Consider the following 20,659-nt stretch of genomic DNA (forward strand, 5'->3'; position numbering starts at 1 on the left):
CTGTTCGCCCCCGCAGCTGGTCACGCACACCACCACCGTGGCGTGGGCGTGGGCGGCGGTTCCACACCTTGACCTTCGGAAAGGCACCTGCATGGACGACGCGGTCGACTTCATAGCGGAGACCTACGCCCTCGAAGCCGGTCCGTGGACGGCGACGCCCGTCACCCGCGGTGCGTTGGGCCAGATCTGGAAGCTGTCCGGAAATGGCTCCTCGTGGGCGATCAAGGAACTCCTTTTCGGCTGCGACGAAGCACAGATCGGCAGGGAGGCCGCGTTACGGCAGGCCGCGGAGAACCTGGGAATCGCATCACCGCGGCTCATCCCCGATCGCCACGGCGCATACGTCTCACGCCTTCCGCCTGCTCTTGGCGGGTCCTGCATCAAGCTGTACGACTGGATCGACGGCACGGCGGCGGACGTCTCCGACCCAGACGTCCTGGACTGGGTCGGCCGGGCCATGGCACTCCTCCACGAGGCGGGAGAGGGCGCGAGCGAGGCACCGAACTCCTGGTACGAGCAGTGCCCTCGGGACGCCGACTGGAAAGGCCTCCACAAGAAGATTCACCAGGCCGGGCTCCCGTGGTCAGAGGCGCTGGGCCAGTTCATCGACACTTCCGCGGCAGAGCTGGCGCAATGGGTGACTCCGGCCGGCCCCCACGGTCTGGTGACGTCGCATCTCGACCTGCAGCCGCAGAATGTTCTGGTCGGTCCGAACGGTCCGGTTCTTCTCGACTGGGACAACGCGGGACCTGTCTCGGCGGAACGAGAACTCGCCCGCGCCGTGTACGTATGGGCGGGCCACAACCACGCCGACCTTGATTCGGCCCGGCGGTTGGTACGGTCCTATCGGAGCACCGGAGGCCGCGCCGCCATCAAAGGCCCGCAGTCATTCTCGATGCTTTTCGCGACCGACTTGAACTACATATATGTACAGGCCGAGTGCGCCATCGATCCGGGCGTAACCGCCGCGCAGCGAGAATTCGCAAGCAACCAGGTCGTCGCTTCGCTGCGTAGCCTGCCCGATCCGGCGGCCATCTCGCAGTTGGCCGAGGCTGTGGAGTCGGTGTGGTGATGGGTTCACGAGCTGGACGCGGTCGGCAACGAGGCGCAGGTCGGGCAGAATTGCATGGTTCACGCCCCCTTGGCCGCCTTGGCGATCGATCTCGCCCTGCGGTCGAACTCCCAGTTGAGCAGCGGCATCAGCACACTGCCGAAGCGTGCCAGCGCCCGAGTGCCCGTGTCCGGGCAGATCACGAAACGCCGGCGGTCGATACCGGCCACGATCGCCGTCGCGACCTTCTCCGCGGTCAACGGTTTGATCGACCCGCCGACTGCCCTGGTCTCCGCCGGCTTCCACCGGTTCTCCTCGGCGAGTTGCGGAGTGTCCACGTCCGGCGGAAAAACGACGCCGACATGCACCCCGTGCGGGGTCAGTTCGGCCCGTACCGACTCCATCAGCCCGCGTACGGCGAACTTGGCCGGCCCGTAGGCGCTGTAACCGAACATCCCGATCAACCCGGCGGCGGAGGACACGGCGACCACGCTGCCCCGCCCGCGCTCGACCATGCCGGGGGTCACGGCCCTGAGCGCGTGGAGCGTCCCGAAGTAGTCGACCTCGATCATCTCTCGGAAGACCTCGTCCGGCAGCTCCAGAAAGTGTCCCGGCCGGGCGAGCCCCGCCGACGTGATCAGGATGTCGCAGGGCTGTCCCTGTTCCTGCTCGAGCTCAGTGATCGCGAGGGCCAGGGCTGGCTGATCGGCCACGTCGGCCGCCCGCGCGGCGGCCGACAGGTCCTTCGCCGCCGACTCCAGACGGTCCCGGCCACGAGCGATCAGCGACACCTTCGCGCCTCGCTCCGCGAGCAGCCGGGCGGTGGCCAGGCCGATGCCGCTCGACCCACCGGTCACGATCACATGGGCCGAACCGACGTCCAGGGGACGTGACTTCCTCGAGGCCATGCGCCGAACAGTAACGGCAACCGACCACCGCATACTCTGGCTGTCCCGTGAGTGGGTTGATGACCAGTGGCCCGCCCCTCAGGTCTCGGTCGGCATGGCGGACGGGCCTGACCCGCCGCGCCCGTGAGCACCTCGGCAGGGTCACACACGGTCACGGCGGCCCGATCCGGTTCCCCCGTTCCGGTCCGGTCACCGTCTCGGTCCCGTGGCGGCGTAGGTCGAGGTGCCTGCGACCGCGAGGGCCAGGGCCGTCCAGGTGCCCGCTGCCGTGCCGGATGGCAGCAGCATCCAGGTCGCCACCTGCATCGGCGCACTCGTCGGGGGCGGGGCGAAGAACGCGAACGAGAGCCAGGCGAACGGCAGCGTCCATGCGTACTGGCCGCCCGAGAGAGCCGCCCCCAGGGCGACCAGTCCCATCAGGCCCGCGCTGTCCCGGACGACGAACGCGGTGGTGGCCGTGGTCTTGCCCATGGCCTGCACTGTCAGCAGCACCGCGGCGACGACCACGCCGGCGAGCAGCACGTGCGCCGCTCTGCGGGGCACCCAGCGGATCGCGGACGTCCGGTCCAGCGCGAGGTCCTGCCCGCTGAGCCCGATCGAGGCTGCCATCGCCCCCGTAGCGAGGACGAGCACCGACAGCCGCGGATCGCCCGACCCCGCGCCCCCGTCCGGGACGAGCGCCCACACCGCCACCGCGCTGATCACCACCGCGGCGAGCGACGCGGGTACCTGACGTGAGCGCGCGTACAGCGTCAGCCATCTCACCGGGACGCACCGCCGGACAGCGCGTCGAACGGATCGCCCTTGCAGGAAAGCGCGGCGGTGTGCAGGGCGTTGATCCGCGAGAGCTGTTCGGCCGGCGACATCGCCTTCAGTTTCTTCCACGCCGGGCGGGCCAGGGCAATCACGTCACTCGAAGCGAGGGAGGGGCTGTCGAGCGGCTTGAGGCCCCCGAGGACCCAGCCGGCCGCGATGCTCTGCGCGGCGGCCTCATGGGTATCGAACATCTGCCAGCCGACGGGGGCGCACCCTGGCACCATGCCTTTGGCGATCAGGGCCCGGGTCAGCTCCTCACCCTTCGCAGCGGCGATGGTGTCGTCGTCGAAGTCGAGGAGTACCGCCTCACGGGACCACTGCGGCGTGGAGCCGTCCGGCAGTACGGTGACGTTCTCCCGGACCGAGACCGGCGCCTGGCTGCCCAGGGCGCCCTGCATCAGACGCAGCGCCTTCCTGCCGGGATCCGCGAGGCCGGCGAGTCGTGCCTGCTCTGTCCTGGTCACGCACACCGGGCCGTCGCACACCGACTCTGCGGCGGCCTCGTCCACGACGTACATCCGGCGCGGGTCGTTGGGGAGGACGAGCAGGGCGATCACCGCGCCCGCCAGGACGGGCGTCAGGGCGATCAGCCGGGCCCGCGGGGTCGCGGCGACCAGCAGTGCGAAGCCGGTCACGGCCATGCCGAGCAGCCAGACCGTCTGTCCGACGTGCACGGAGGCGGAGAGCGTGACGAACGCCTCTCGCGCCTCTTCAACCGTCGGTGACAGCAGGGAGACGCGGTTCGGCTCCGTGCTCGGAAACCCGTCCGCGGTGACCGTCTGCGTCCGGCCCAAGGACATGTGCATGAGGATCGTGAACACGAAGGCACCCATGGCCAGCGCGGGCGGGGTGAGCATCGACGGCAGGGCTCGCCCGGCCCCCATGCCCAGCACGGCCCCCGCGACGAGCGAGAGTGCCCCCACCAGCGATATCGGCAGCCACCCCAGGTGGTTGTACCCGGTGTGGGCGAGCACCTGGACCCCGCCCACGAGGACGAGGAGCGCAAAGGCCGAGGCCAGCGTGATCGCCGTGGTGCCCGCCAGCGTGGCCGCGCGGTGCCAGGCGGGCCGCGGCGTGCTCGTCAGCAGCTCGGACATCTTCGAGCGGTGGTCGCGCAGACCCTGCAGCGCCCCGAGTCCCACGGCGATCGGCCACAGGTAGAACAGCAGGGAGCGGGTCCACAGGGCCATGGGCGTCCACTGGGCCGTCCACGCCGTGGTGCCCCTCCACCACTCGGCGTTCACCAGGTACAGGAAAGCCAGCGCGGCCGTCAGGACCACGGCGCCGGCCCACGGGGCGATGGAGCGCTTCAACTCGATGCGCAGGACACTGACGTTCACCAAGTGCCCCTTGTCTGCTCGGGGTTGAGCAACAGAGCGGAGTAGCCGCGCTCCAGAGGGCTGTCACCGACATGCTCCGGGCCACCCACCGACGCCAGCTCGTCCGGAGGGCCCTGGAAGATCAGTCGCCCCTCGGCGAAGAGCACCACGTCGGTGCAGGCGGCGGCGACATCCTCCACCAGATGGGTCGAGACGAGCACACAGGTGTCCGTACCCAACTCCTGCAGCAGTTCGCGAAAGCGCAGCCGCTGCACCGGGTCCAGGCCGACCGTCGGCTCGTCAAGAAGCAGGATCGTCGGGTCGTTGACGATGGCCTGGGCGATGCCGGCCCTGCGTACCATGCCGCCGGAGAGTGCCTTCATCTTCTCGTCGGCGCGGTCCGCCAGACCCACCCGCTCCACCGCGCGCTGCACCGCCGCGGGGATGTCCGCCTTGGGCACCTCCTTCAGCCACGCCATGTACTCGACGAACTCGCGTACCGTGAAGCGCTTGTAGTAGCCGAACTCCTGCGGCAGGTACCCGATCCGGCGGCGCACCGCACGATGCTCGCCCATACCGCCCACGGACTCGCCGAGCAGCTCCAGGGTGCCCTCGGTGGGGCGCAGCACAGTGGCCAGCGCCCGGATGAGTGTGGTCTTGCCCGCCCCGTTGGGTCCCAGGAGACCGTGTACGCCGGTGCCCAGCGCCAGGTCGAGCCCGTCGACGGCCATCCGTTTCCTGCCGACTCTGACCTTCAGCCCGGTGGCCTGGATCTCCCAGGCGTAGGCCGTCGGTGCGATGTCGGCCGCGTTCACCGCGGACGTCATGTGGTGTTCTGCCTTTCTGTTCGTCATCAATGGGCTCCCAGCACGGAGTACGCGCCTCTGCGGGCGATCACGACACCGGTGCCGAGCGCGAGGATCAGTCCCCACGCGGGCAGTCCGCCCGCCTGCAGGGCGAAGGCCGTACGGCTGGTGGCCAGGGTCGGCGCCACGACCACGGCGGCCCACACGGCGGCCAGCACGACGGCGGCGCGGGTCACACCGACGACACCGCCGAGCGCCAGCGTCGCCGCTGTGAAGGCCAGACAGGGCAGCAGCCACTGAGCCACCATCACCCCGGTCACCCATCCGCCCACCAGCAGCGCGGGGACGACCACGCCGAGTACGGACGCGGTACGCCGCAGCACCAGCTGGAGCCCGGCCCTGGGCACCGAGGCCGTCAGTTCGTACGCCGGGTCCAGACCGCGCGACCAGGACGCCGCGACCCCGAACACGGGCAGGACCGGCGCGAACAGCAGCACCAGGGACACCTGCCCGGAACCGGGGCCGGTGTCGGCCAGGTCGAGCAGCAGCGCCAGCAGCGTCACGCCCACCACCATGGCCAGCCACGGCACCATCGTGGGCGTCATCCACCTCGACAGCCGCGCCGACCAGCGCCGTCCGGTCGGCATCGTGGGGACGACCGCCAACTGGGGTTCGAGGGCCGACCACACGGTGTCGACCAGCGACGCCACGGCGGGCGCCTCGGCACCGACTGCGGCGCACAGCCGGTCACGGCATATCCGGCAGGCCTCCAGATGGGCCTCCACGGCCCACACCTCGTCGGCGGCGAGGTCCGTGCCGCCGCGCGCGTAACCCTCGATGATCCGCATCGACGCGTGTTCCACACTCACGTCAGCGCCCTCCGCATCGCGATCCGGGCCCGGCGGGCACGGGTCTTGACCGTGCCCTCGGGCAGCCCGAGCAGGACCGCGGTCTCCCGGACGGACAGCCCGTCGAGCACCATGGCCTGCAGTACCTGTCTCAGCTCCGGCGCGAGGCATCGCAGCGCGTCCCCGACGTCGCCGCCGACGGTCGCCGCGAGCGCCTCCTCCTCGGCGGCGGGCGCCGCGTCGGGCACAGCGGCGGCCGGCGGCGGCTCCGCGTGGTGAGCCCTGCGCCGGAAGGCATCGACCAGGCGGCGCGCCGCGATCGTCCACAGCCAACCGGTGGCCGACCCTCCGACCGAGGCCCCCGCGAACGCACCCGCGGCGCGCCAAACCGCCAGGTACGTCTCCTGCATGACCTCCGCGACGATCTGCTCGTCCACACACCGGCGGCGCAGCCGGACCGCCATCCACGGCGACGTACGCCGGTACAACTCCTCGAACGCGGCACGGTCGCCTTTTGCCACCAGCCGGACGAGACGCTCCTCGTCCAACTCGTGCGGCGCTGCCTTGACTGATCTCACACCGGCTAGACGCCCGGGCCGGGCCGCAGGTTTTCCCGCCGACGTGATCCCCGCCACATATGACCTACGGCAGGCCTCGGTCGCGGAAGCGCTCTAGCCTCGATCGTTCGTGAGGGGTCCATCAGTTTACTGACGGACCCTTTGGGCTGGAGGCGGTGGGGATTTCGCGATCCGGGCAGCTGATGCCCAACTCTCGCGCCGGATGGTCGCCGAGGTCCACGGTTCCCGTGGTTGTTCCGGCTCGTCGCGGAAGCGGTGGAGCGGCAGAACCGGGCGATGCGCGAATTCAGCCGCCGCGCGTTCCCCGAACCCGAAGTCGTCCCGGACGATGCGCCGGCCCCGATCGAGGTGGCCCGCCTCCAGCGCCGCCGCGAAGCCGACACCGCCCACGCGGCCGCCCTGCGCCGGGCCCCTGAGGAACGAGCAGAACGGGAGGCCGGGACGGCGGCCGCGGTGCCGAGGTCGGCGACGCTTCGGCCCACAGCGTGAACGGGGCCACGAGCAAGGGGGAGCGGAACTGCACCAAGATCCGTGTGCGGACCGCCATCGGCTCCCAGGTCCAGGTCTGCAACCTCGGCGACGCGCTCGACAATGCGTGGCCTTCGCCACAATTTACCCATTTATGGACATAGGGATGCCTATAAGTGGTCTCAAGGCTGGTTGCACTCCTTCGGCGATCAGCACAGGGATGCAAGGACCAGCGGCATGGAGAAGCGTTTGATCACGCTCTATAGACGACGCACCGGGCTGGTGGCTACGGCCGGCGCACTCGGGGGCATACTCGCAGTCACGGCCCTCAGCGGCACAAGCAACGCTGCCACCAGCGGCAACAGCGCCGGGAACCACCCGAAATCGCAGGCGCGGGTAGATCAGGCGGGCGTCCAGGAAGCCTCCGACGCCCGAATAGAGATCACGCCCGGGCAAAGTGCCTACAACGTGGGGATCAACGACCCGGTTGGTGTCACCGTCAGTAATGGCAAGCTCACCAGGGTGACCATGACCGCCGTCACGACCGGTGCCGAGATCCCGGGCACTCTGTCCGCGGACGGCACCTCCTGGAAGCCAAACGGTCGACTGGAGCGTGCCACCAAGTATCAGATCGCCGCAGAGGCCGAGGATGCCAAGGCCCGCTCCGCCACCGGCAACGCCACAATCACCACGGTCTCCCCCGCCAACGACTTCATCGGACACGTCTCCCCCGGGGACGGCTCGACCGTCGGCGTGGGCATGCCGGTGACGGTCAACTTCGACATGGCGATCAGCGACAAGGCCGCTGTGGAGTCGGAGATCCAGGTCAGCTCCAGCAGCGGCCAGCCGGTCGTCGGCCACTGGTTCAACGACCACCGCCTGGACTTCCGCCCCGAGAATTACTGGAAGCCCGGCTCCACCGCCACCGTCACGCTCAACCGCCACGGCATCCAGAAGACGGTCACGTTCAAGATCGGCCGGAGCCAGATCAGCACCGTGGACGCAAAGACGAAGCAGATGACCGTCGTCCGGGACGGCAAGACGATCAAGACCATCCCGATCTCGTCGGGCAGCCCCGAGCACCCGACGTACAACGGCCAGATGGTGATCTCCGAGAAGTTCACGCAGATCCGTATGAACGGTGCGAGCGTCGGCCTCACGGAGAAGGACGGCAAGCCCTCGTACAACATCAAGGCCGTACCGCACGCCATGCGCCTGACCGACTCGGGCACGTTCATCCACGGCAACTACTGGGGTGCCGACTCGGTCTTCGGCAAGGTCAACACCAGCCACGGCTGCGTAGGCCTGAAGGATGTCAGGGGCGGCAGTGACGGCAGCCAGCCCGCCGCGTGGTTCTTCGACCACTCGATGACCGGTGACGTCGTGGTCGTCAAGAACTCCGAGGACAAGACCATGTTGGCCCCGGACAACGGCCTCAGCGATTGGAACATGGCGTGGAGCGTGTGGGCCGCGGGCAGCCCAACCACCTGACGCCACGCCACTCTCCCCGCAGGCGGTGGCCGACATGATGTCGGCCACCGCCTGCGGCGTCAGGACGCTCGGACGGCCCTCGGTCTGGGGCCCCGCACCCAGCGGCCAGCACCGGCGGGCTGCTGCCGTACGCGGGGAACGGGTAAGCCGGGCCCCCACCGCGTCGGTGAGCCGCTTCCCGTTCGCCGGGGTGGCGACGACCATCGCCGCTACGTCATTGACCGTGTCCTCGGCCCAGGAGCGCGGTGTCATGGTCGCCTTGACGGCGTAGCGGCCGTGCTGCGCCTTGCCCTTGGCGTAGTCGGGGACGAAGACGATGTCGCTGTAGGTGTTGGCCGGCGAGGAGCCGAGGCGTACGCAGTGGGCGGCGGCCATGATCACTGAGCGGTTGCCGCTGGTGACGGCGCTGGCCGTGCACCAGGTGTCCTGCCCCCCCTCGAGTTGACGCAGAAGAGCCGGCAGATGCTGGGGATGCCTTGCCGATCCAGGGCTTTCTGAGCGGACCGGTCGGCCCCGGGTCGACGGCGCGGCTGACCTGCTTCATGGGCGCGGGCGTCCAGACTGCTGGACCCCAGCGCTGGCCCGGCACGCGGATGTTCGCGGTTGCTCGGCTACCAGCTGTGCGCCACGTCCACCACCAGCCGGTCGGGCAGCACCATCACCCGGAACGGCAGCGTGGCCCGGACACCGAGTCCGATGTGGGTGGCTCCGTCGTAGTAGCCGCCGAATTTCGCGTCCCGGAAGGTGCGGTAGCCGCCGAGGTCAAGCCCGGGCAGCGGGTCCGCGAGCCTGACGTGGTACTGCGAGTCGTCGACCGACGCGGTGATATCGATCTCGATGACCGCACCTCCCGCGACCGGGATACCGGTCTGCGACGGGGGATGCGCAAAACTGGGAACGTACTGGACCCAGTACCCGGCCGGGTGGGCCGTCGTCACGCCCGGAATATCGAAAACCATCCGGTCGTAGCAGGCGTGCCGGCCGGTCCTGACATCCGTCACGGAACCGGTCATCGCCATCGACCCCGGCGCGGCCTTCGCCATACTCCCCCAGCCGGTCGCGCAAACCTCGGCCTGCGGCGCGGCAGCGGCAGTCGACGCCGCGCCTGCTCCCGTCAATACCAGTGCCAGCGCTGCCAGCACCGTTACCCAGCTCCTCATCGGCGAGCACATCCCTTCCGTTTCCCTGCGTATTACGCATCTGTGCCATGTGAGACAAAGAGGAAAGCGAAATGGTTGGAGGCGACGAGCGTCTTGTTTCGGACATTCCCGTTCTGGCTACCAGCCGCTGCAAACCGTCGGCCTCACAGTCGCCCACCTCGGATCCGTGCGGACCTGCCCCGCGGCTGTCCCGGGGCTCGTACGACCCGCCCGCGCCAAGCTCCGGGAGTCGGGGAAGTCGGCGAAGAAGTGCGCCAGCTGCGACGGGGAGTTCAAGGGAGGGCAGCAGAAGCAGCGCCGGTACGACGCATGGCGACACCTGCCCGGCGAGTGCGCCTCGAAGGCGGTGCAGCCGGTCCCCCGCTACTTCGCCACGTCGGTGCGGGCACCCCGCCACCACCAAGGGCTGGCCCACGGAGTGAAGGCCCCACCGCGAGAGCTGCTTGCGGGCGCTCCCGTTCGCCGAGGCGCCGCTGAAGCCGAGGAATTCGGCGACCCGGATGAGCGGCCACCGTTCGTACTCCCGCGTGACGTAGGCGTCCTGGTCATCGACGTGCCACAGCGGCATCCGGCCGTCGAGAGTGTAGTGCCGTGGCTCGGGCGCGTTGCGCGCCGGCCCGCGCTCGAGGATGCACCCGTAAGTTGACAATGAACCTGCGGCCCTGAGACCAGACGGACAGGCGGTTTTATGCGTAGTCGTAGACGGTGACGGCGATGTCGCGGGCACTCAAGGTTTTGCTGATGATCGGCTCGATGCGTTCCCACTTGCCGCCGGCGAGGCCGCACCCGATGCGGGGCATGTGCACAGAGGCCTTGTTGGCAAGGGCGTGCTCAGCGACGGCGCGCAGGCAGTGTTCGACGGCGTCGTAGCGGATGGGCGGACCGCCGCTTCCCACTTTCATCCCGCGCTGCGCGACCATGTTTGCGACCCAGATGTCGGATCGGACGCGGACCATCTGTACTGCTCCGAGGGCGAAGTCGTTACCTGCGCGCTCGCGGTGCCAGCGGCGGTACTCGCGCTCCGGTTCGGGCCAGTGGCGTGAGATCGCCAGGACGAATCCCTTGCCCCATCCGCCGAGATCATTGCAGATATGGGCGATCACCTTCGGGCCCTTCGCCTGGGGGTTGGTCGCGTCGCCCGCAACGATCCTCAACGGTTTCACGGAGTCATCGTCGCCTGGTCCATGATCAGAGGCCAATGCTTTTCCATCTGCCCGCACCGAGCATTCCCGCCCCCCGGCCGGTCCCGCCCCGCGCGCAGCAGGCAGTCCTCGCCGCGGGCGGCGGCGGCGACCTATGCGCCGGTCACAACCACGGTCACGGCGGGCACCACGGGTACGACGACGACCACCACGAAGGCCGCCGTTCCGGTCCAGGTATGGGGACCGTCGTCGCGGCGGGGGCGGCCCATGGTCGCGGCCGAAGTCGTGGACGAGGTCGGGGACTTCTTCGAGGGCAACGACGAAGACGAACAGGAAGAGGAGTGACGGGGCTTGGCGGAACTAATCCGCCCGGCGGGTAGTTTCTACGTTGCTGTAGACCTTGATCCGTTTCGTATTTCGACTTTCTGGAGTACTCATGGCCCTGTGGGACCGCTTCAAGGAGTCCGCATCGACGATGCAGACTCAGCTCGTGGCGAAGAAGAACGACCTCAAGAGCGGTGCCTTCCGCGACGCGAGCATGGCGATGTGTGCGCTGGTCGCCGCCGCCGACGGCAGCATCGACCCCGCGGAGCGGCAGCGGGTGGCCCAGCTGATCGCCACCAACGAGGTGCTGCAGAACTTCGACGCCATGGACCTCCAGCGGCGCTTCGACGAGAACCTCAACAAGCTGACGGCCGACTTCGCCTTCGGCAAGGTGAGCGTGTTGCAGGAGGTCGCCAAGGCGAAGAAGAAGCCCGCCGAGGCCCGTGCCGTCATCCAGATCGGCATCGTCATCGGCGGCGCGGACGGCGACTTCGACAAGACCGAGCAGGCCGTCGTACGCGAGGCGTGCTTCACCCTGGACCTGCCGCCGCACGAGTTCGACCTCTGAGCCGCACGGACCACACCCGGCAGGTGCGCTCCTCCGCCGACAGCGCCTGACCCGCCGCCGCCCGGCGGGTCAGAGGGGCGTGGCCGCGTGGAGGATGAAGATCATGGTCACGGCGGCGTTCGCGGACGACATCGCCGACACGGCCGTACCCGCCGCCGCACCCCATGTCGCCAGTCCGACCGTGGTGAACACCGACGGCCAGCGGCGCCCGGTCGGCGCGGGTCCGAGCAGGGCCGCCACCCTGCGTGGGACCGGCCCCGGCGCGGCGAAACCGGCGAGCGCGGCCAGTGGCGCGCCGCGGGAGACCAGCGCGGCCTTGCCGATCGCCCGCGCCACGGTACGACGGCTGCCGACCACGTGGGCCGCGTCCTCGTCGGCCCAGCGCTCCGCCGTGTACGACACCGCCGTACACAGGGGCCGCAGGAACGGGTTGGCGCGGGCGGCCAGTTGTACGGCGAGCAGGTGGCGGTGGTGGCGGGCGGCAAGGTGGGCGCGCTCGTGGGCGAACAGGGCGCGGCGCTCGGCAGGTTCCAGGGAGTCGAGGAGCGCGGTGGTCACCACGATCCGGTCGCGACGGCCGCCGGGCAGCGCGTACGCGTAGGGCAACTCGTCGGGCAGGACCGCGACCTGTGTACCCGGCAGTCCGGCAAGGGCCCGGTGAGCTCGGCGACGTACCCGGCGGTGCCGCCACAGCGTCCGGCCGCACACCAGGGCCAACGCGCACAGGGCGGGGATGGCCGCCTTGCCGGCGACCTCGTCATAGGGGACGGCCTCGCGCACCTCGGGGTCCGACCAGCCGTCGGGCAGCGGGTTGCCGGGGAGTTGGGCGGTGCCGACCACCATGAGCAGCGCCAGGCACACCGTGCTGCACACGGCCATCACCGCGGCCACGCCGGTCAGCAGCCGGGTCGCGGTCCGCGGGTGGAGATGCTGTTCGGCGAGGCGGGAGACCGGCCACGCCGTCAACGGCAGTGTCAGCGGCAGAAAAACGAAGACCCCCATGGGGCGTCAGTCTTCCCCTCCGTCGCGAGATCCGACGTGAGATCCGTCGTGAGATCCGTCGCGGGACCGGCCCAGAAGTTCGCGCAGCAGCCGTTCGTCGTCGGGGCCGAGACCGGTGACGAAACTGGCCAGCACGGCCTGCCGGTCTCCCTCGTTGTCCAGCACCCGGCGCATCTTGTGGGCGGCCAGGCCGGCCTGGTCCGCCACGGGCAGCCAGGCGAAGGACCGGCCGGCCCGTTCGCGGGTGACCGCTCCCTTGGCCAGCAGCCGGGTCAGGATCGTGATGACGGTGGTATAGGCGAGGTCACTCCCCAGGCGCTCCTGCACCCATCCAGCCGTCGCGGGCCCGTCCGCCTCCCGCAGCACGGACAGCACCAGCGCCTCCAGCTCCCCCTGTCCCCTTCGCCGGGGACGCTGTCGGTGATCCGTCACGCCCTGTCTCCCTTCCGCTGCCGCGTACTTCACGGGCGCTCCATCGTAAGGACACCCGGGGCCGCGCGCCCGCATCACACCCCACTCTTTTTCTACAGCGATGTAGATTATCTTCGGGCACAACCGCACCGCAGGATCTCAACCAGGAGGAAAGCAATGGGAGTTTCCCTGTCCAAGGGCGGCAACGTCTCGCTCAGCAAGGAGGCCCCGGGCTTGACCGCTGTCCTGGTCGGCCTGGGCTGGGACGTGCGGACGACCACCGGCACCGACTTCGACCTCGACGCCTCCGCCCTGCTTCTGGACGCCTCCGGCAAGGTTCTCTCGGACGGGCACTTCGTCTTCTACAACAACCTCACCAGCCCGGACGGGTCCGTCGAGCACACGGGGGACAACCGCACCGGCGAGGGCGAGGGCGACGACGAGGCGATCAAGGTGAACCTGGCGGGCGTACCCGTCGAGGTCGACCGGATCGTCTTCCCGGTCTCCATCCACGACGCCGACAACCGCGGCCAGAGCTTCGGCCAGGTCCGGGGCGCCTTCATCCGGGTCGTCAACCAGGCGGGCGGGCAGGAGATCGCGCGCTACGACCTGTCCGAGGACGCCTCCTCCGAAACCGCGATGGTCTTCGGCGAGTTGTACCGCAACGGCGCCGAGTGGAAGTTCCGCGCGGTCGGCCAGGGATACGCCTCCGGGCTGTCCGGGATCGCCTCCGACTTCGGCGTCAACATCTGACCCAGGCCGACGCGCACTGCCGGGCCTCCCCTCCCAAGGGGCGGGTCCGGTGGCTGACCCACTGGGAGACCATGTGGCCGACCCGACTCGCCTCCGCCCGGAGGACCGACCGGACTTCGAAGCGATACTGCGGCTGTCGACGAGCGGCGCCCACATCGGAAAGGCCCTGCTCGCCGACCCCACCGGACAGACAGCGGTCCGTGTGCGGAAGCGGGCCTCGACGCCGCCGACGAGATCACGGCGGCGGCTGGGCGGGAGTACGCCGTCTACCTCGCCCTGCGGGCGGCTGCCCGGGGCGGCCCGTCGGGCCCGTCGACGAGCCGCGGCACGTTGCTGTCGGCGCTCGCCGTGCTCACGCCGGCCGTGGCCGCCGTGTCCGCCGATCTTCTGGACCTCGGCCACGTGCTTTAACAGGACACCGGAGAGCCCGAGGTGCCTGACCAGGCCCGCCTCGCGCAGCTCAGCGAGGGCGCCGAAGTGCTCGGCGATCGAGGCCGTGCGAGGGCCGCCGACGCGCAGATTCACCACGTCTAGGCAGTCCCGGCCGAGCTGGCGCAGGTTCTCCTCGACCTGGCCACGCAACTGGTCGGGACGGAGCATGTAGAGCCACTCGCCGGAGGGATCGCGCGCCGGGCCGACCTTGGTCACCACGACCACATCGCCGGACCAGGACGAGAGTGCGCGGTTGATGAGCTCGTTCGCGGACCGCAGTGGTGAGAAGTAGAAGGCGGCCGTGTCGATGTGGTTGACACCCTGCTCGAACGCGCTGTGCAGCAGGCCGACGGCGACATCGCGGTCGATCGGCATGCCGTCGGAGTTGCCCATCATGCCGTTGCCCGTCAGCCGCATCGCGCCATAGCCGATGCGATTCACCTCCAGGTCCCCGAGCTTCCAGGTCCCTGTTGGCGCTGCTGCGCTCACCGTGCTCCTTCACCCGTCGGTTCCTCAGGTCCCGGAGTATGGGGCCGTCACGGTGTGCTGCGACAGGTCAACGGGTTGGGCGAAACGTCACATGCCTATCGGGAACTCACCATCGTCGCAAAGCCGTTGAACCTGACAAGAGAGCGTCGGTCGGGACGAGCTTTCAGACCTTGTGCCGCTGCCCTGCCGAGGCGGCAGACGATGGTGGCTGCGTCCAGCGCGGCCGGGCAAGGCGATCACCATTCCGCCGGTCGGATGGGGCTCAGACGAGCGAGACGGATCGCGACCTGCCCGCGAGCAGCGAGTGGTGAAACGAGGCGAGCAGGTCCGTCCCGTGCCTGAGTACAGGGTGCGGATTTCAAAAACCCCATCACCAACGCGCTGCCGCTGAACAGCTGCCGCAGTGGCGCGATTCTTCCCATCCCGTTGGGCGCTGATCGTCGCGATGACAGCTCCGTCGCCGACTGGGAGCGACATGTCAACGAGCAACGCCCCTGCCATCGGGCAGGGAGTTGCTCTAGATGGTCTGTTTCAGGATGCCTTTTGGTCGGCGGGCTTCTCGATCTCGGTGGTCACCCGTGCCCCCCGGAAGAGCACCGGGAGCCACAGGAGACATGCCAGCAGGGGGACCGCGGCGTAGGTGGCCATGCCCACACTGGAGCCCAGCCCGTCCATGAGCGCGCCGAGGACGAGATAGCCGATGCCGATGAGCACCGACTCCACGAATGCGATCATCGACAGCAGGCTCGCCCGGTGGCGCGACGGCACGGCCTCGTTGAACACGTTGTCCACGATCACGGCGGTGATCTCGGGAATCCCGACCAGGGCCAGGAACGCGGCGATGGTGACCCAGACAAGGCCGAGGCCGCTCAGGCCGAGTGCCGCGGCGAGCGTCAGGAGGGACACCGGGACGATGGCCCGATACCCGATGCGCCGGTCCGCGCGGTCCGACAGCAGCGGAATGAGCCCGCCTGCGAAGAATCCCGCCGATATGACCACGCTGACCAATGCGGTGCCCGCTCCCTGATCGGAGAGGGTCTTCTGCGTAAAAATGATGTACGGCGTCAAAGTCGCATGCATCAATCCGGACACCACGACAAGCGTCACGAGCGCCGGCGTGGCGACCCGAAGCATCGCCCGCCACGCTGTGGCGTCGCCGTACTCCTCCTCGACTCCCTCCTGCTCGTCCACCGCGTCCGCGCCGCGGATCTCGGGCACCCGTGACATCAGCACCACCACGGCCAGGACGAGGCACGCCGCCGAGCCGACGTAGACGACTCCCCAGGAAATCTGCTGCAGTCGGCCGCCGAGGGCGATGGCAGCTCCCGAGGTGACCGTCCCGAGCATGGTGAACCGGGACTTGATCTTGACGTAGCCGGCCGTTGCACCACGACGCACGAGCAGGTCGTACAACAAGGCGGTGTCCGAACCGGACACACATGCCATGCCCACGCCCTGCCCGATGAACAGCGCCAGGAACACCCAGTAGTTGGAGAACGCCACCTGCCCGAGCAGACATCCAGCTATCAGCACCTGGCCGATCACGATGCTGGCACGCCTGCCGATTCGGTCGGCGACGACTCCCGTCGGCAACTCCGCAAGTCCGCTGACCAGGTAGAGCAGTGTCTGCAGTAGGGCCACTTGCCCGGCGGAGAAACCTCGCTGATAAAGGAAGAGGACGAATACGCCGCGCTGGAACAGCGTGTTGGCGAGCACGGCGTATACGTAGAACGGGCGCGTGACACTTCGTGCTGCATCGTCGACTACAGCCGACCCGCCAAGGGCCTCCGTGGTGCCGGTCATGCTGCGGGCTCCCTGGTGACTCCGCTGATCATTGGTGTTGGGCCTCCGCCGCCGACCGGAACCTCCAGTCCATACTTCGCGCAGGATATTGGGCGGTGTCCAAGCCCGATGATCATGAGAGTGTCCCGTGCCTGCTGCTGCATCTTCCCCTATCCCTGCCGTGCTGGAGAGCCTGGGTACGCTGAACAAGGGCCGGGTCGCTGACCTGCGCGTTCACCTCGGGCGGTTCCTCGCCCACGACCCACCGGCAGCTCGCCGCCCTGCCCTGGAACGCGATCCCGGTGCAGCACACCGCCTCCACCGCCGCCCACGGCCGACGCGAGTCCCGCTCTATCAAGTCCTGTGCCATCGCCGACAACCTCGGCGGCATCAACTTCCCCCTCGCCCGCCTCACCCTGCGCCTGCACCTGCACACCTGCACCTGCACCTGCACCTGCACCGCCACCGACGATCCGCCGGCCAGCGAGAGACTCGTACGACCGTCTACGCCGTGACCAGCCTCGACGCCCACCAGACGAGCCCCGCATCGGGGCGGACGCGTGGCCGGCCCGGCCCGAGGCGGGGCACGCGGACCTTCTCCAACACGGGTTCGAACTGCGGCGAGTCGCCGCGCCGCCCTGCCGTCACCACGATCGACATGGGCTTCTGACCCTGCTCAACTGCCAGGTGAAGCTTGGTGGTGAACCCATCACGCGACCTTCCCAGCCCATGATCACGGGGCTCGGTGAAGATGCCGCCCGGCGGTTCCTTCTGCAGGTCGCCCTAGTTGCGGGCCCCGGCCGCATGCTGATGGGCACGGCACACCGTGGAGTCGACGCTCAAGTCCCATACGACCGCGCCCTTCGCGTCGGCCAGGGACTGGAGCTGGGTGAGGATCCGCTGCCAGGTACCGTTCCGCTGCCACCGGCGGAACAGGTCATACACCCGGCCCCAGGGTCGGTACTCGACGGGCACGTCCCGCCACGGCACACCGGTCCGGCCCCGGAACCGTATGCCGTCGATCAACTGCCGCCGAGGCCAGACGGGCGGCCGCCCCGCCCTGGCACCCTTCGGCAACAACGGCTACAGCGCCGCCCACTGCTCGTCCGTGAGATCTCCCCGACCCATGAACCGTGATCATTCACAGCCCAAGATCCACTTTCGACACACGGCCTAGATCGGGCCCAGGTCGGTGTACAGCAGATCGTGGTCCGAGTACGGGGTGAGCTGCACGCGGTGCCTGAGCGGGGCGATGCCCCGCAGGAAGACGTAGTCGAACTTGCTTTGCCAGTCGGTGGTCGGCTCACAGGTGTCGGCGGGCGAAGGACGACACTGGGGGTCCGTGTCCGCGGCCAGCGTCCACATCCGGGTCAGTTCGGGAGAGTCCGGCACCGCGTTGAAGTCGCCGAGAACGATGGCGCGATCGTGCCGGGCGACTTCCGCGGCGAGTACGCGCACCTGGTCTGCTCTGACTGTTTCTTGACGTCGTTGGGCGAGGTGGGTGTTGAAGACCCGGACGGGTCTGCCGCCCACCATGGTCGTGACCGCCATGTACCCACGGTCTTCGGATCCGCCGTCGGGATATTCCACGTTGACGCGGTCTGTCATCGGCGCCGCCGAGAGGACCGCCTGCCCGAAGGCTCCCGGACTCCACGGCACTCCTCCGCAGCGGTTCCAATTGCGCAGAACCGACCCGTACTCGACGTGGTAGACCAGCCCGTAGAGGCTCTCCAGATACTCCCGAATCCTCTCGACGTCACGCACGCACGCCTCCTGCAGGCCGATGACCTGGGGCGCGAGCACGGCAATCTCCGCTGCCCGGTCAACGTTGCTCACGTCGCAGGGGTTGCAGATGTTCCACGTCATGACCCGGTTCGGTACGACGTCTCTGACGGCACTCACGGGCAGCGACCTGCCGAACAGGGCATCGCTTGGCGCACTGGGACCGAGGAGCACCATGCAGGCCACGGTCATGGCGCCCGCGAGCAACCGCGTGACCCTTCCGAACACCATCGACTCCTCAACGTGGATCCACATCACATCTGACGTTTCCAGGTACGAGGTTAGGGGACGGGACAACCAGCAACACACGCTTCTCACGCTCCACCCAGGTGCTGCACCGGACCGGGCGGCGATTTCCACACTCGGACGTTTTACCGTTTCCATGACAAACGCCTGATTGATCTTGGTATTTCCTGTGTATTTTTTCGTATCGAAGCGAACATCATCGCCGCCGGTCATCCGGGCTCTGAGGGACCATCATGAGACGCAGCACCTTTTTGGCGGCAGCGACGGCAACCGCGCTGTCCGCCTCCTTGTTCGCGGGCCCCTTCCCGGCCCAGGCGGACAGCGCGGACGGCGGTCCCGTCCTGTCCGGTGCGGACGGCTGGTACAGCCAGCCAGGGATGCTCTTCGTCACCGCGCATTCGGACAGTCCCCTCACTCGCATCACGGCCCACTTCTATCCGCTCGACGCACCGGCCGGGGACCCGGAATCCGGGTCGACCGAGGACTTCACCCAGTACTCCGGACAGGACGCGCGATCCGGCACCTGGCGGGCGCCTGTCCACCTGGCGGATCTCGGCGACTACCGGGTGACCGTCGACCTGCAGGACGCCTCCGGCGCCACAGTGACCGGCGCCCTGTCCCCGTACGCCCTGGAGTACCGGACCGTCGTCACGATCCCCGACCTGACGGCCACCCCCAGCGTGCCGAGCTACCTCCACCAAGTGGTCTCAGTCAACGGCACCGTTCTCGCCGAGGATCCCCGTCAGCCCGACGCCCCCGCTCCCGCCGCCGGCATGCCCGTCGACATCGAGACCGGGCGCGGCCGGCTGACGGCGACCGCTGCGGCCGACGGCCGTTTCAGAGCCGCTTTCGTCCCCGCCCAGCCGTCCATCGAGCTGTCCGCGTCCCCCCTGGCCGCCTCCGCCTACCCGGGGGCGATCGACGTGGTAACGCCCAAGCAGCACCTGCACACCACGCAGGCGCCAATCCGCTTCTCGGCCAGCACTCACGCCCTGGACCTGAGACAGGACACCACCGGCACCGTCACCGGCCGCGCGGAGATCCAGACCGCCTCCGGGTGGCAACCGCTGGCACACACCACGATCACACTCTTCGGTCTCGGCTCGGGTGGTCTCGCCGACCTCGTAGCCGGCCAGACCACCACCGACAGCCATGGCTCCTACACACTGCGTGTCTCGTCGGCCAACGCCGCACCGGCCGCCCAACTCGTGGCCGGCAGCAGCGGCTTGCCCTTCCAGCAGGTCACCACCCAGCCCTTCAGCCTCCACGTCGCCCATATCACCCAGATCGAGATGAGTGCGTTCCTCAACGACGACTCGTCTCTCAAGGTCTTCGGCTCCGTCTCCTACGAAGATCCACGGGCGCACTGGCCCACCAGGCCGACCGTCACCCTGCAGTACTCCAAGGACGGCAAGAGCGGGTGGAAGGACGCCGTCACCCTCCCCGTCAAGATCCGCTACAACAAGCCCCAACTCCCGGAGACGTTCGCCCGCACGTTCACCACACCGGTCAACAACGCCTACTGGCGCGCCCGCTTCAACGGCAACCCCGACCTGGCGACCAGCGCCACCAAACCGGAACACCTCTACCGCTACGCCACGCGCATCACCGGCTTCCGCGCCTCTCCCGACCCGGTCCGCAAGTCGCGTCCGATCACTTTCGCCGGCACCCTCCAGTACAAGGACGGCACCACCTGGAAGCCGCTCAGCAACGGCTCCCCCGCCCTCTATTTCCGGCCCCGCGGCTCCACGACGTACCGCTTCGTCAGCGATCTCGGCGTCGACAGACACGGCCACCTCGTCGGCATGGAGACCGCCGAACAGGACGGCACCTGGGCCGTCGCCTTCGACCGCCAGACCGGAGACCGGTACCTGAGGAGCACCCGGGTCACCGACTACGTCGACGTCCGGTAGCCCCCGCCGCCCAAAAGGCCGGCAGAAGCGGAACCGCCGTCTGCGATCAGTGGGCTGAGCAGGCCGTCGGACAGGGTGATGTGCCGCACAGGTCAGCGCTGCCGGCGCCGCGCGGTGCCCGTCGTGGCCACAGGCGCGCATCCGGCCGTTCACCGACGCGCAGGGGACTCCGGTCTCCTCCGTCAACTCGGTGCCGTCCTTCTCCGCCCGCACCAGGATGCCCGGTACCTCACCACCCACAGAGGCGACCGGACTGGTCGTACCGACGACGAAACGGGCCCGTACCGGCAGGCGGCGGCGATGAGACGTGCGGTGTCGATCTCCAGGCCGCCCAGCTCGGGCCTGGTGTGCAGTCTGCGCCTCAGGGACA

The 20,659-nt window shown here is 68.9% G+C and carries 19 protein-coding genes and 4 pseudogenes; 8 read left to right on the plus strand and 15 right to left on the minus strand.

All coding sequences use genetic code 11. The features are described from left to right. The first annotated feature begins 91 nt into the window (after positions 1-91). Positions 92-1,072: a phosphotransferase enzyme family protein gene (locus tag OG734_RS01740; protein WP_330285670.1), complete on the plus strand. Its 981-nt coding sequence runs from the start codon at positions 92-94 to the stop codon at positions 1,070-1,072. A 59-nt stretch (positions 1,073-1,131) separates the two neighbouring features. Here the strand turns inward: OG734_RS01740 and OG734_RS01745 are convergent, their stop codons facing one another. The 6 genes from OG734_RS01745 to OG734_RS01770 form a co-directional block, all read right to left on the minus strand. Beyond that, positions 1,132-1,959 (minus strand): SDR family oxidoreductase, encoded by an 828-nt coding sequence (locus tag OG734_RS01745; protein ID WP_330285671.1) that lies wholly within the window; start codon positions 1,957-1,959, stop codon positions 1,132-1,134. A 189-nt stretch (positions 1,960-2,148) separates the two neighbouring features. Then, positions 2,149-2,724, minus strand: coding sequence for a hypothetical protein (locus OG734_RS01750; protein WP_330285672.1), 576 nt, complete (start codon positions 2,722-2,724; stop codon positions 2,149-2,151). Beyond that, complete coding sequence (locus OG734_RS01755) at positions 2,721-4,115, minus strand: hypothetical protein (protein WP_330285673.1); 1,395 nt, start codon at positions 4,113-4,115, stop codon at positions 2,721-2,723. Before OG734_RS01755 ends, OG734_RS01750 begins: the two co-directional genes overlap by 4 nt. After that, entirely contained in the window at positions 4,112-4,948 is an 837-nt protein-coding gene (locus OG734_RS01760) for an ABC transporter ATP-binding protein (protein ID WP_330285674.1), read from the minus strand. The genes OG734_RS01755 and OG734_RS01760 overlap by 4 nt, the downstream gene beginning before the upstream one ends. Then, positions 4,948-5,769 (minus strand): zf-HC2 domain-containing protein, encoded by an 822-nt coding sequence (locus OG734_RS01765; RefSeq protein ID WP_330285675.1) that lies wholly within the window; start codon positions 5,767-5,769, stop codon positions 4,948-4,950. Before OG734_RS01765 ends, OG734_RS01760 begins: the two co-directional genes overlap by 1 nt. Beyond that, the gene (locus OG734_RS01770; protein WP_330285676.1) at positions 5,766-6,326 is read right to left on the minus strand and encodes an RNA polymerase sigma factor; all 561 of its coding nucleotides are present in this window, start codon (positions 6,324-6,326) and stop codon (positions 5,766-5,768) included. The genes OG734_RS01765 and OG734_RS01770 overlap by 4 nt, the downstream gene beginning before the upstream one ends. Positions 6,327-6,557: 231 nt before the next feature. On the opposite strand from OG734_RS01770, the gene OG734_RS01775 reads away from it, so the two are divergent. Both OG734_RS01775 and OG734_RS01780 read left to right on the plus strand, forming a co-directional pair. Continuing rightward, on the plus strand, positions 6,558-6,815 hold the full coding sequence (locus OG734_RS01775; protein ID WP_443064815.1) for a hypothetical protein: 258 nt from the start codon (positions 6,558-6,560) through the stop codon (positions 6,813-6,815). Positions 6,816-7,031: 216 nt separating this feature from the next. Next, entirely contained in the window at positions 7,032-8,285 is a 1,254-nt protein-coding gene (locus OG734_RS01780) for a L,D-transpeptidase (RefSeq protein WP_330285677.1), read from the plus strand. A gap of 69 nt (positions 8,286-8,354) precedes the next feature. Here OG734_RS01780 and OG734_RS47840 read toward each other — a convergent pair. The 3 genes and pseudogenes from OG734_RS47840 to OG734_RS01795 all read right to left on the minus strand — a co-directional run. After that, positions 8,355-8,660: pseudogene (locus OG734_RS47840) on the minus strand (hypothetical protein); the annotation flags it as partial. 236 nt (positions 8,661-8,896) lie between these two features. Beyond that, positions 8,897-9,445 (minus strand): AMIN-like domain-containing (lipo)protein, encoded by a 549-nt coding sequence (locus OG734_RS01790; protein WP_330285679.1) that lies wholly within the window; start codon positions 9,443-9,445, stop codon positions 8,897-8,899. Between the two features lie 686 nt (positions 9,446-10,131). Next, positions 10,132-10,608 (minus strand): macro domain-containing protein, encoded by a 477-nt coding sequence (locus OG734_RS01795; protein WP_330285680.1) that lies wholly within the window; start codon positions 10,606-10,608, stop codon positions 10,132-10,134. A gap of 44 nt (positions 10,609-10,652) precedes the next feature. On the opposite strand from OG734_RS01795, the pseudogene OG734_RS01800 reads away from it, so the two are divergent. Together OG734_RS01800 and OG734_RS01805 are read left to right on the plus strand one after the other, a co-directional pair. Continuing rightward, positions 10,653-10,932: pseudogene (locus OG734_RS01800) on the plus strand (hypothetical protein); the annotation flags it as partial. 91 nt (positions 10,933-11,023) lie between these two features. Continuing rightward, a complete protein-coding gene (locus tag OG734_RS01805; protein WP_330285682.1) occupies positions 11,024-11,479 on the plus strand; it encodes a tellurite resistance TerB family protein in 456 nt (151 codons plus the stop codon). A 69-nt stretch (positions 11,480-11,548) separates the two neighbouring features. Here OG734_RS01805 and OG734_RS01810 read toward each other — a convergent pair whose 3' ends face one another. Then, positions 11,549-12,481 carry a M56 family metallopeptidase gene (locus tag OG734_RS01810; protein ID WP_330285683.1) on the minus strand — a complete coding sequence of 311 codons (933 nt, stop codon included), beginning with the start codon at positions 12,479-12,481 and terminating at the stop codon, positions 11,549-11,551. Between the two features lie 6 nt (positions 12,482-12,487). Beyond that, entirely contained in the window at positions 12,488-12,913 is a 426-nt protein-coding gene (locus OG734_RS01815) for a BlaI/MecI/CopY family transcriptional regulator (protein ID WP_330285684.1), read from the minus strand. A 156-nt stretch (positions 12,914-13,069) separates the two neighbouring features. Here OG734_RS01815 and OG734_RS01820 point away from each other — a divergent pair, with 156 nt between their 5' ends. Beyond that, on the plus strand, positions 13,070-13,645 hold the full coding sequence (locus OG734_RS01820) for a TerD family protein (protein ID WP_330285685.1): 576 nt from the start codon (positions 13,070-13,072) through the stop codon (positions 13,643-13,645). A 381-nt stretch (positions 13,646-14,026) separates the two neighbouring features. Here the strand turns inward: OG734_RS01820 and OG734_RS01825 are convergent. After that, positions 14,027-14,566, minus strand: a pseudogene (locus OG734_RS01825) (aldo/keto reductase); the annotation flags it as partial. 531 nt (positions 14,567-15,097) lie between these two features. Beyond that, positions 15,098-16,369, minus strand: coding sequence for an MFS transporter (locus OG734_RS01830; protein ID WP_330285686.1), 1,272 nt, complete (start codon positions 16,367-16,369; stop codon positions 15,098-15,100). A gap of 281 nt (positions 16,370-16,650) precedes the next feature. Between OG734_RS01830 and OG734_RS01835 the strand changes: the two genes are divergently transcribed. Then, on the plus strand, positions 16,651-16,863 hold the full coding sequence (locus tag OG734_RS01835; RefSeq protein ID WP_330285687.1) for a hypothetical protein: 213 nt from the start codon (positions 16,651-16,653) through the stop codon (positions 16,861-16,863). A 31-nt stretch (positions 16,864-16,894) separates the two neighbouring features. Here the strand turns inward: OG734_RS01835 and OG734_RS47845 are convergent. Both OG734_RS47845 and OG734_RS01850 read right to left on the minus strand, forming a co-directional pair. Then, positions 16,895-17,428: pseudogene (locus tag OG734_RS47845) on the minus strand (IS5 family transposase); the annotation flags it as partial. Positions 17,429-17,521: 93 nt separating this feature from the next. Next, entirely contained in the window at positions 17,522-18,361 is an 840-nt protein-coding gene (locus OG734_RS01850) for an endonuclease/exonuclease/phosphatase family protein (protein WP_330293530.1), read from the minus strand. Between the two features lie 248 nt (positions 18,362-18,609). On the opposite strand from OG734_RS01850, the gene OG734_RS01855 reads away from it, so the two are divergent. Next, positions 18,610-20,289, plus strand: a complete 1,680-nt coding sequence (locus OG734_RS01855) for a hypothetical protein (RefSeq protein ID WP_330285690.1) — start codon at positions 18,610-18,612, stop codon at positions 20,287-20,289. Positions 20,290-20,659 lie beyond the last annotated feature (370 nt).

Origin of the sequence: Streptomyces sp. NBC_00576, assembly GCF_036345175.1 — a bacterium.
Lineage (GTDB): Bacteria > Actinomycetota > Actinomycetes > Streptomycetales > Streptomycetaceae > Streptomyces.

What these genes read in the sequence shown, in the direction of transcription:
- OG734_RS01740 (WP_330285670.1), top strand. Translation starts at nt 92, where the DNA reads ATGGACGACGCGGTCGACTTCATAGCGGAGACCTACGCCCTCGAAGCC.
- OG734_RS01745 (WP_330285671.1), bottom strand. Translation starts at nt 1,959, where the DNA reads ATGGCCTCGAGGAAGTCACGTCCCCTGGACGTCGGTTCGGCCCATGTG.
- OG734_RS01760 (WP_330285674.1), bottom strand. Translation starts at nt 4,948, where the DNA reads ATGACGAACAGAAAGGCAGAACACCACATGACGTCCGCGGTGAACGCG.
- OG734_RS01780 (WP_330285677.1), top strand. Translation starts at nt 7,032, where the DNA reads ATGGAGAAGCGTTTGATCACGCTCTATAGACGACGCACCGGGCTGGTG.
- OG734_RS01790 (WP_330285679.1), bottom strand. Translation starts at nt 9,445, where the DNA reads ATGAGGAGCTGGGTAACGGTGCTGGCAGCGCTGGCACTGGTATTGACG.
- OG734_RS01805 (WP_330285682.1), top strand. Translation starts at nt 11,024, where the DNA reads ATGGCCCTGTGGGACCGCTTCAAGGAGTCCGCATCGACGATGCAGACT.
- OG734_RS01810 (WP_330285683.1), bottom strand. Translation starts at nt 12,481, where the DNA reads ATGGGGGTCTTCGTTTTTCTGCCGCTGACACTGCCGTTGACGGCGTGG.
- OG734_RS01820 (WP_330285685.1), top strand. Translation starts at nt 13,070, where the DNA reads ATGGGAGTTTCCCTGTCCAAGGGCGGCAACGTCTCGCTCAGCAAGGAG.
- OG734_RS01830 (WP_330285686.1), bottom strand. Translation starts at nt 16,369, where the DNA reads ATGACCGGCACCACGGAGGCCCTTGGCGGGTCGGCTGTAGTCGACGAT.
- OG734_RS01850 (WP_330293530.1), bottom strand. Translation starts at nt 18,361, where the DNA reads ATGGTGTTCGGAAGGGTCACGCGGTTGCTCGCGGGCGCCATGACCGTG.
- OG734_RS01855 (WP_330285690.1), top strand. Translation starts at nt 18,610, where the DNA reads ATGAGACGCAGCACCTTTTTGGCGGCAGCGACGGCAACCGCGCTGTCC.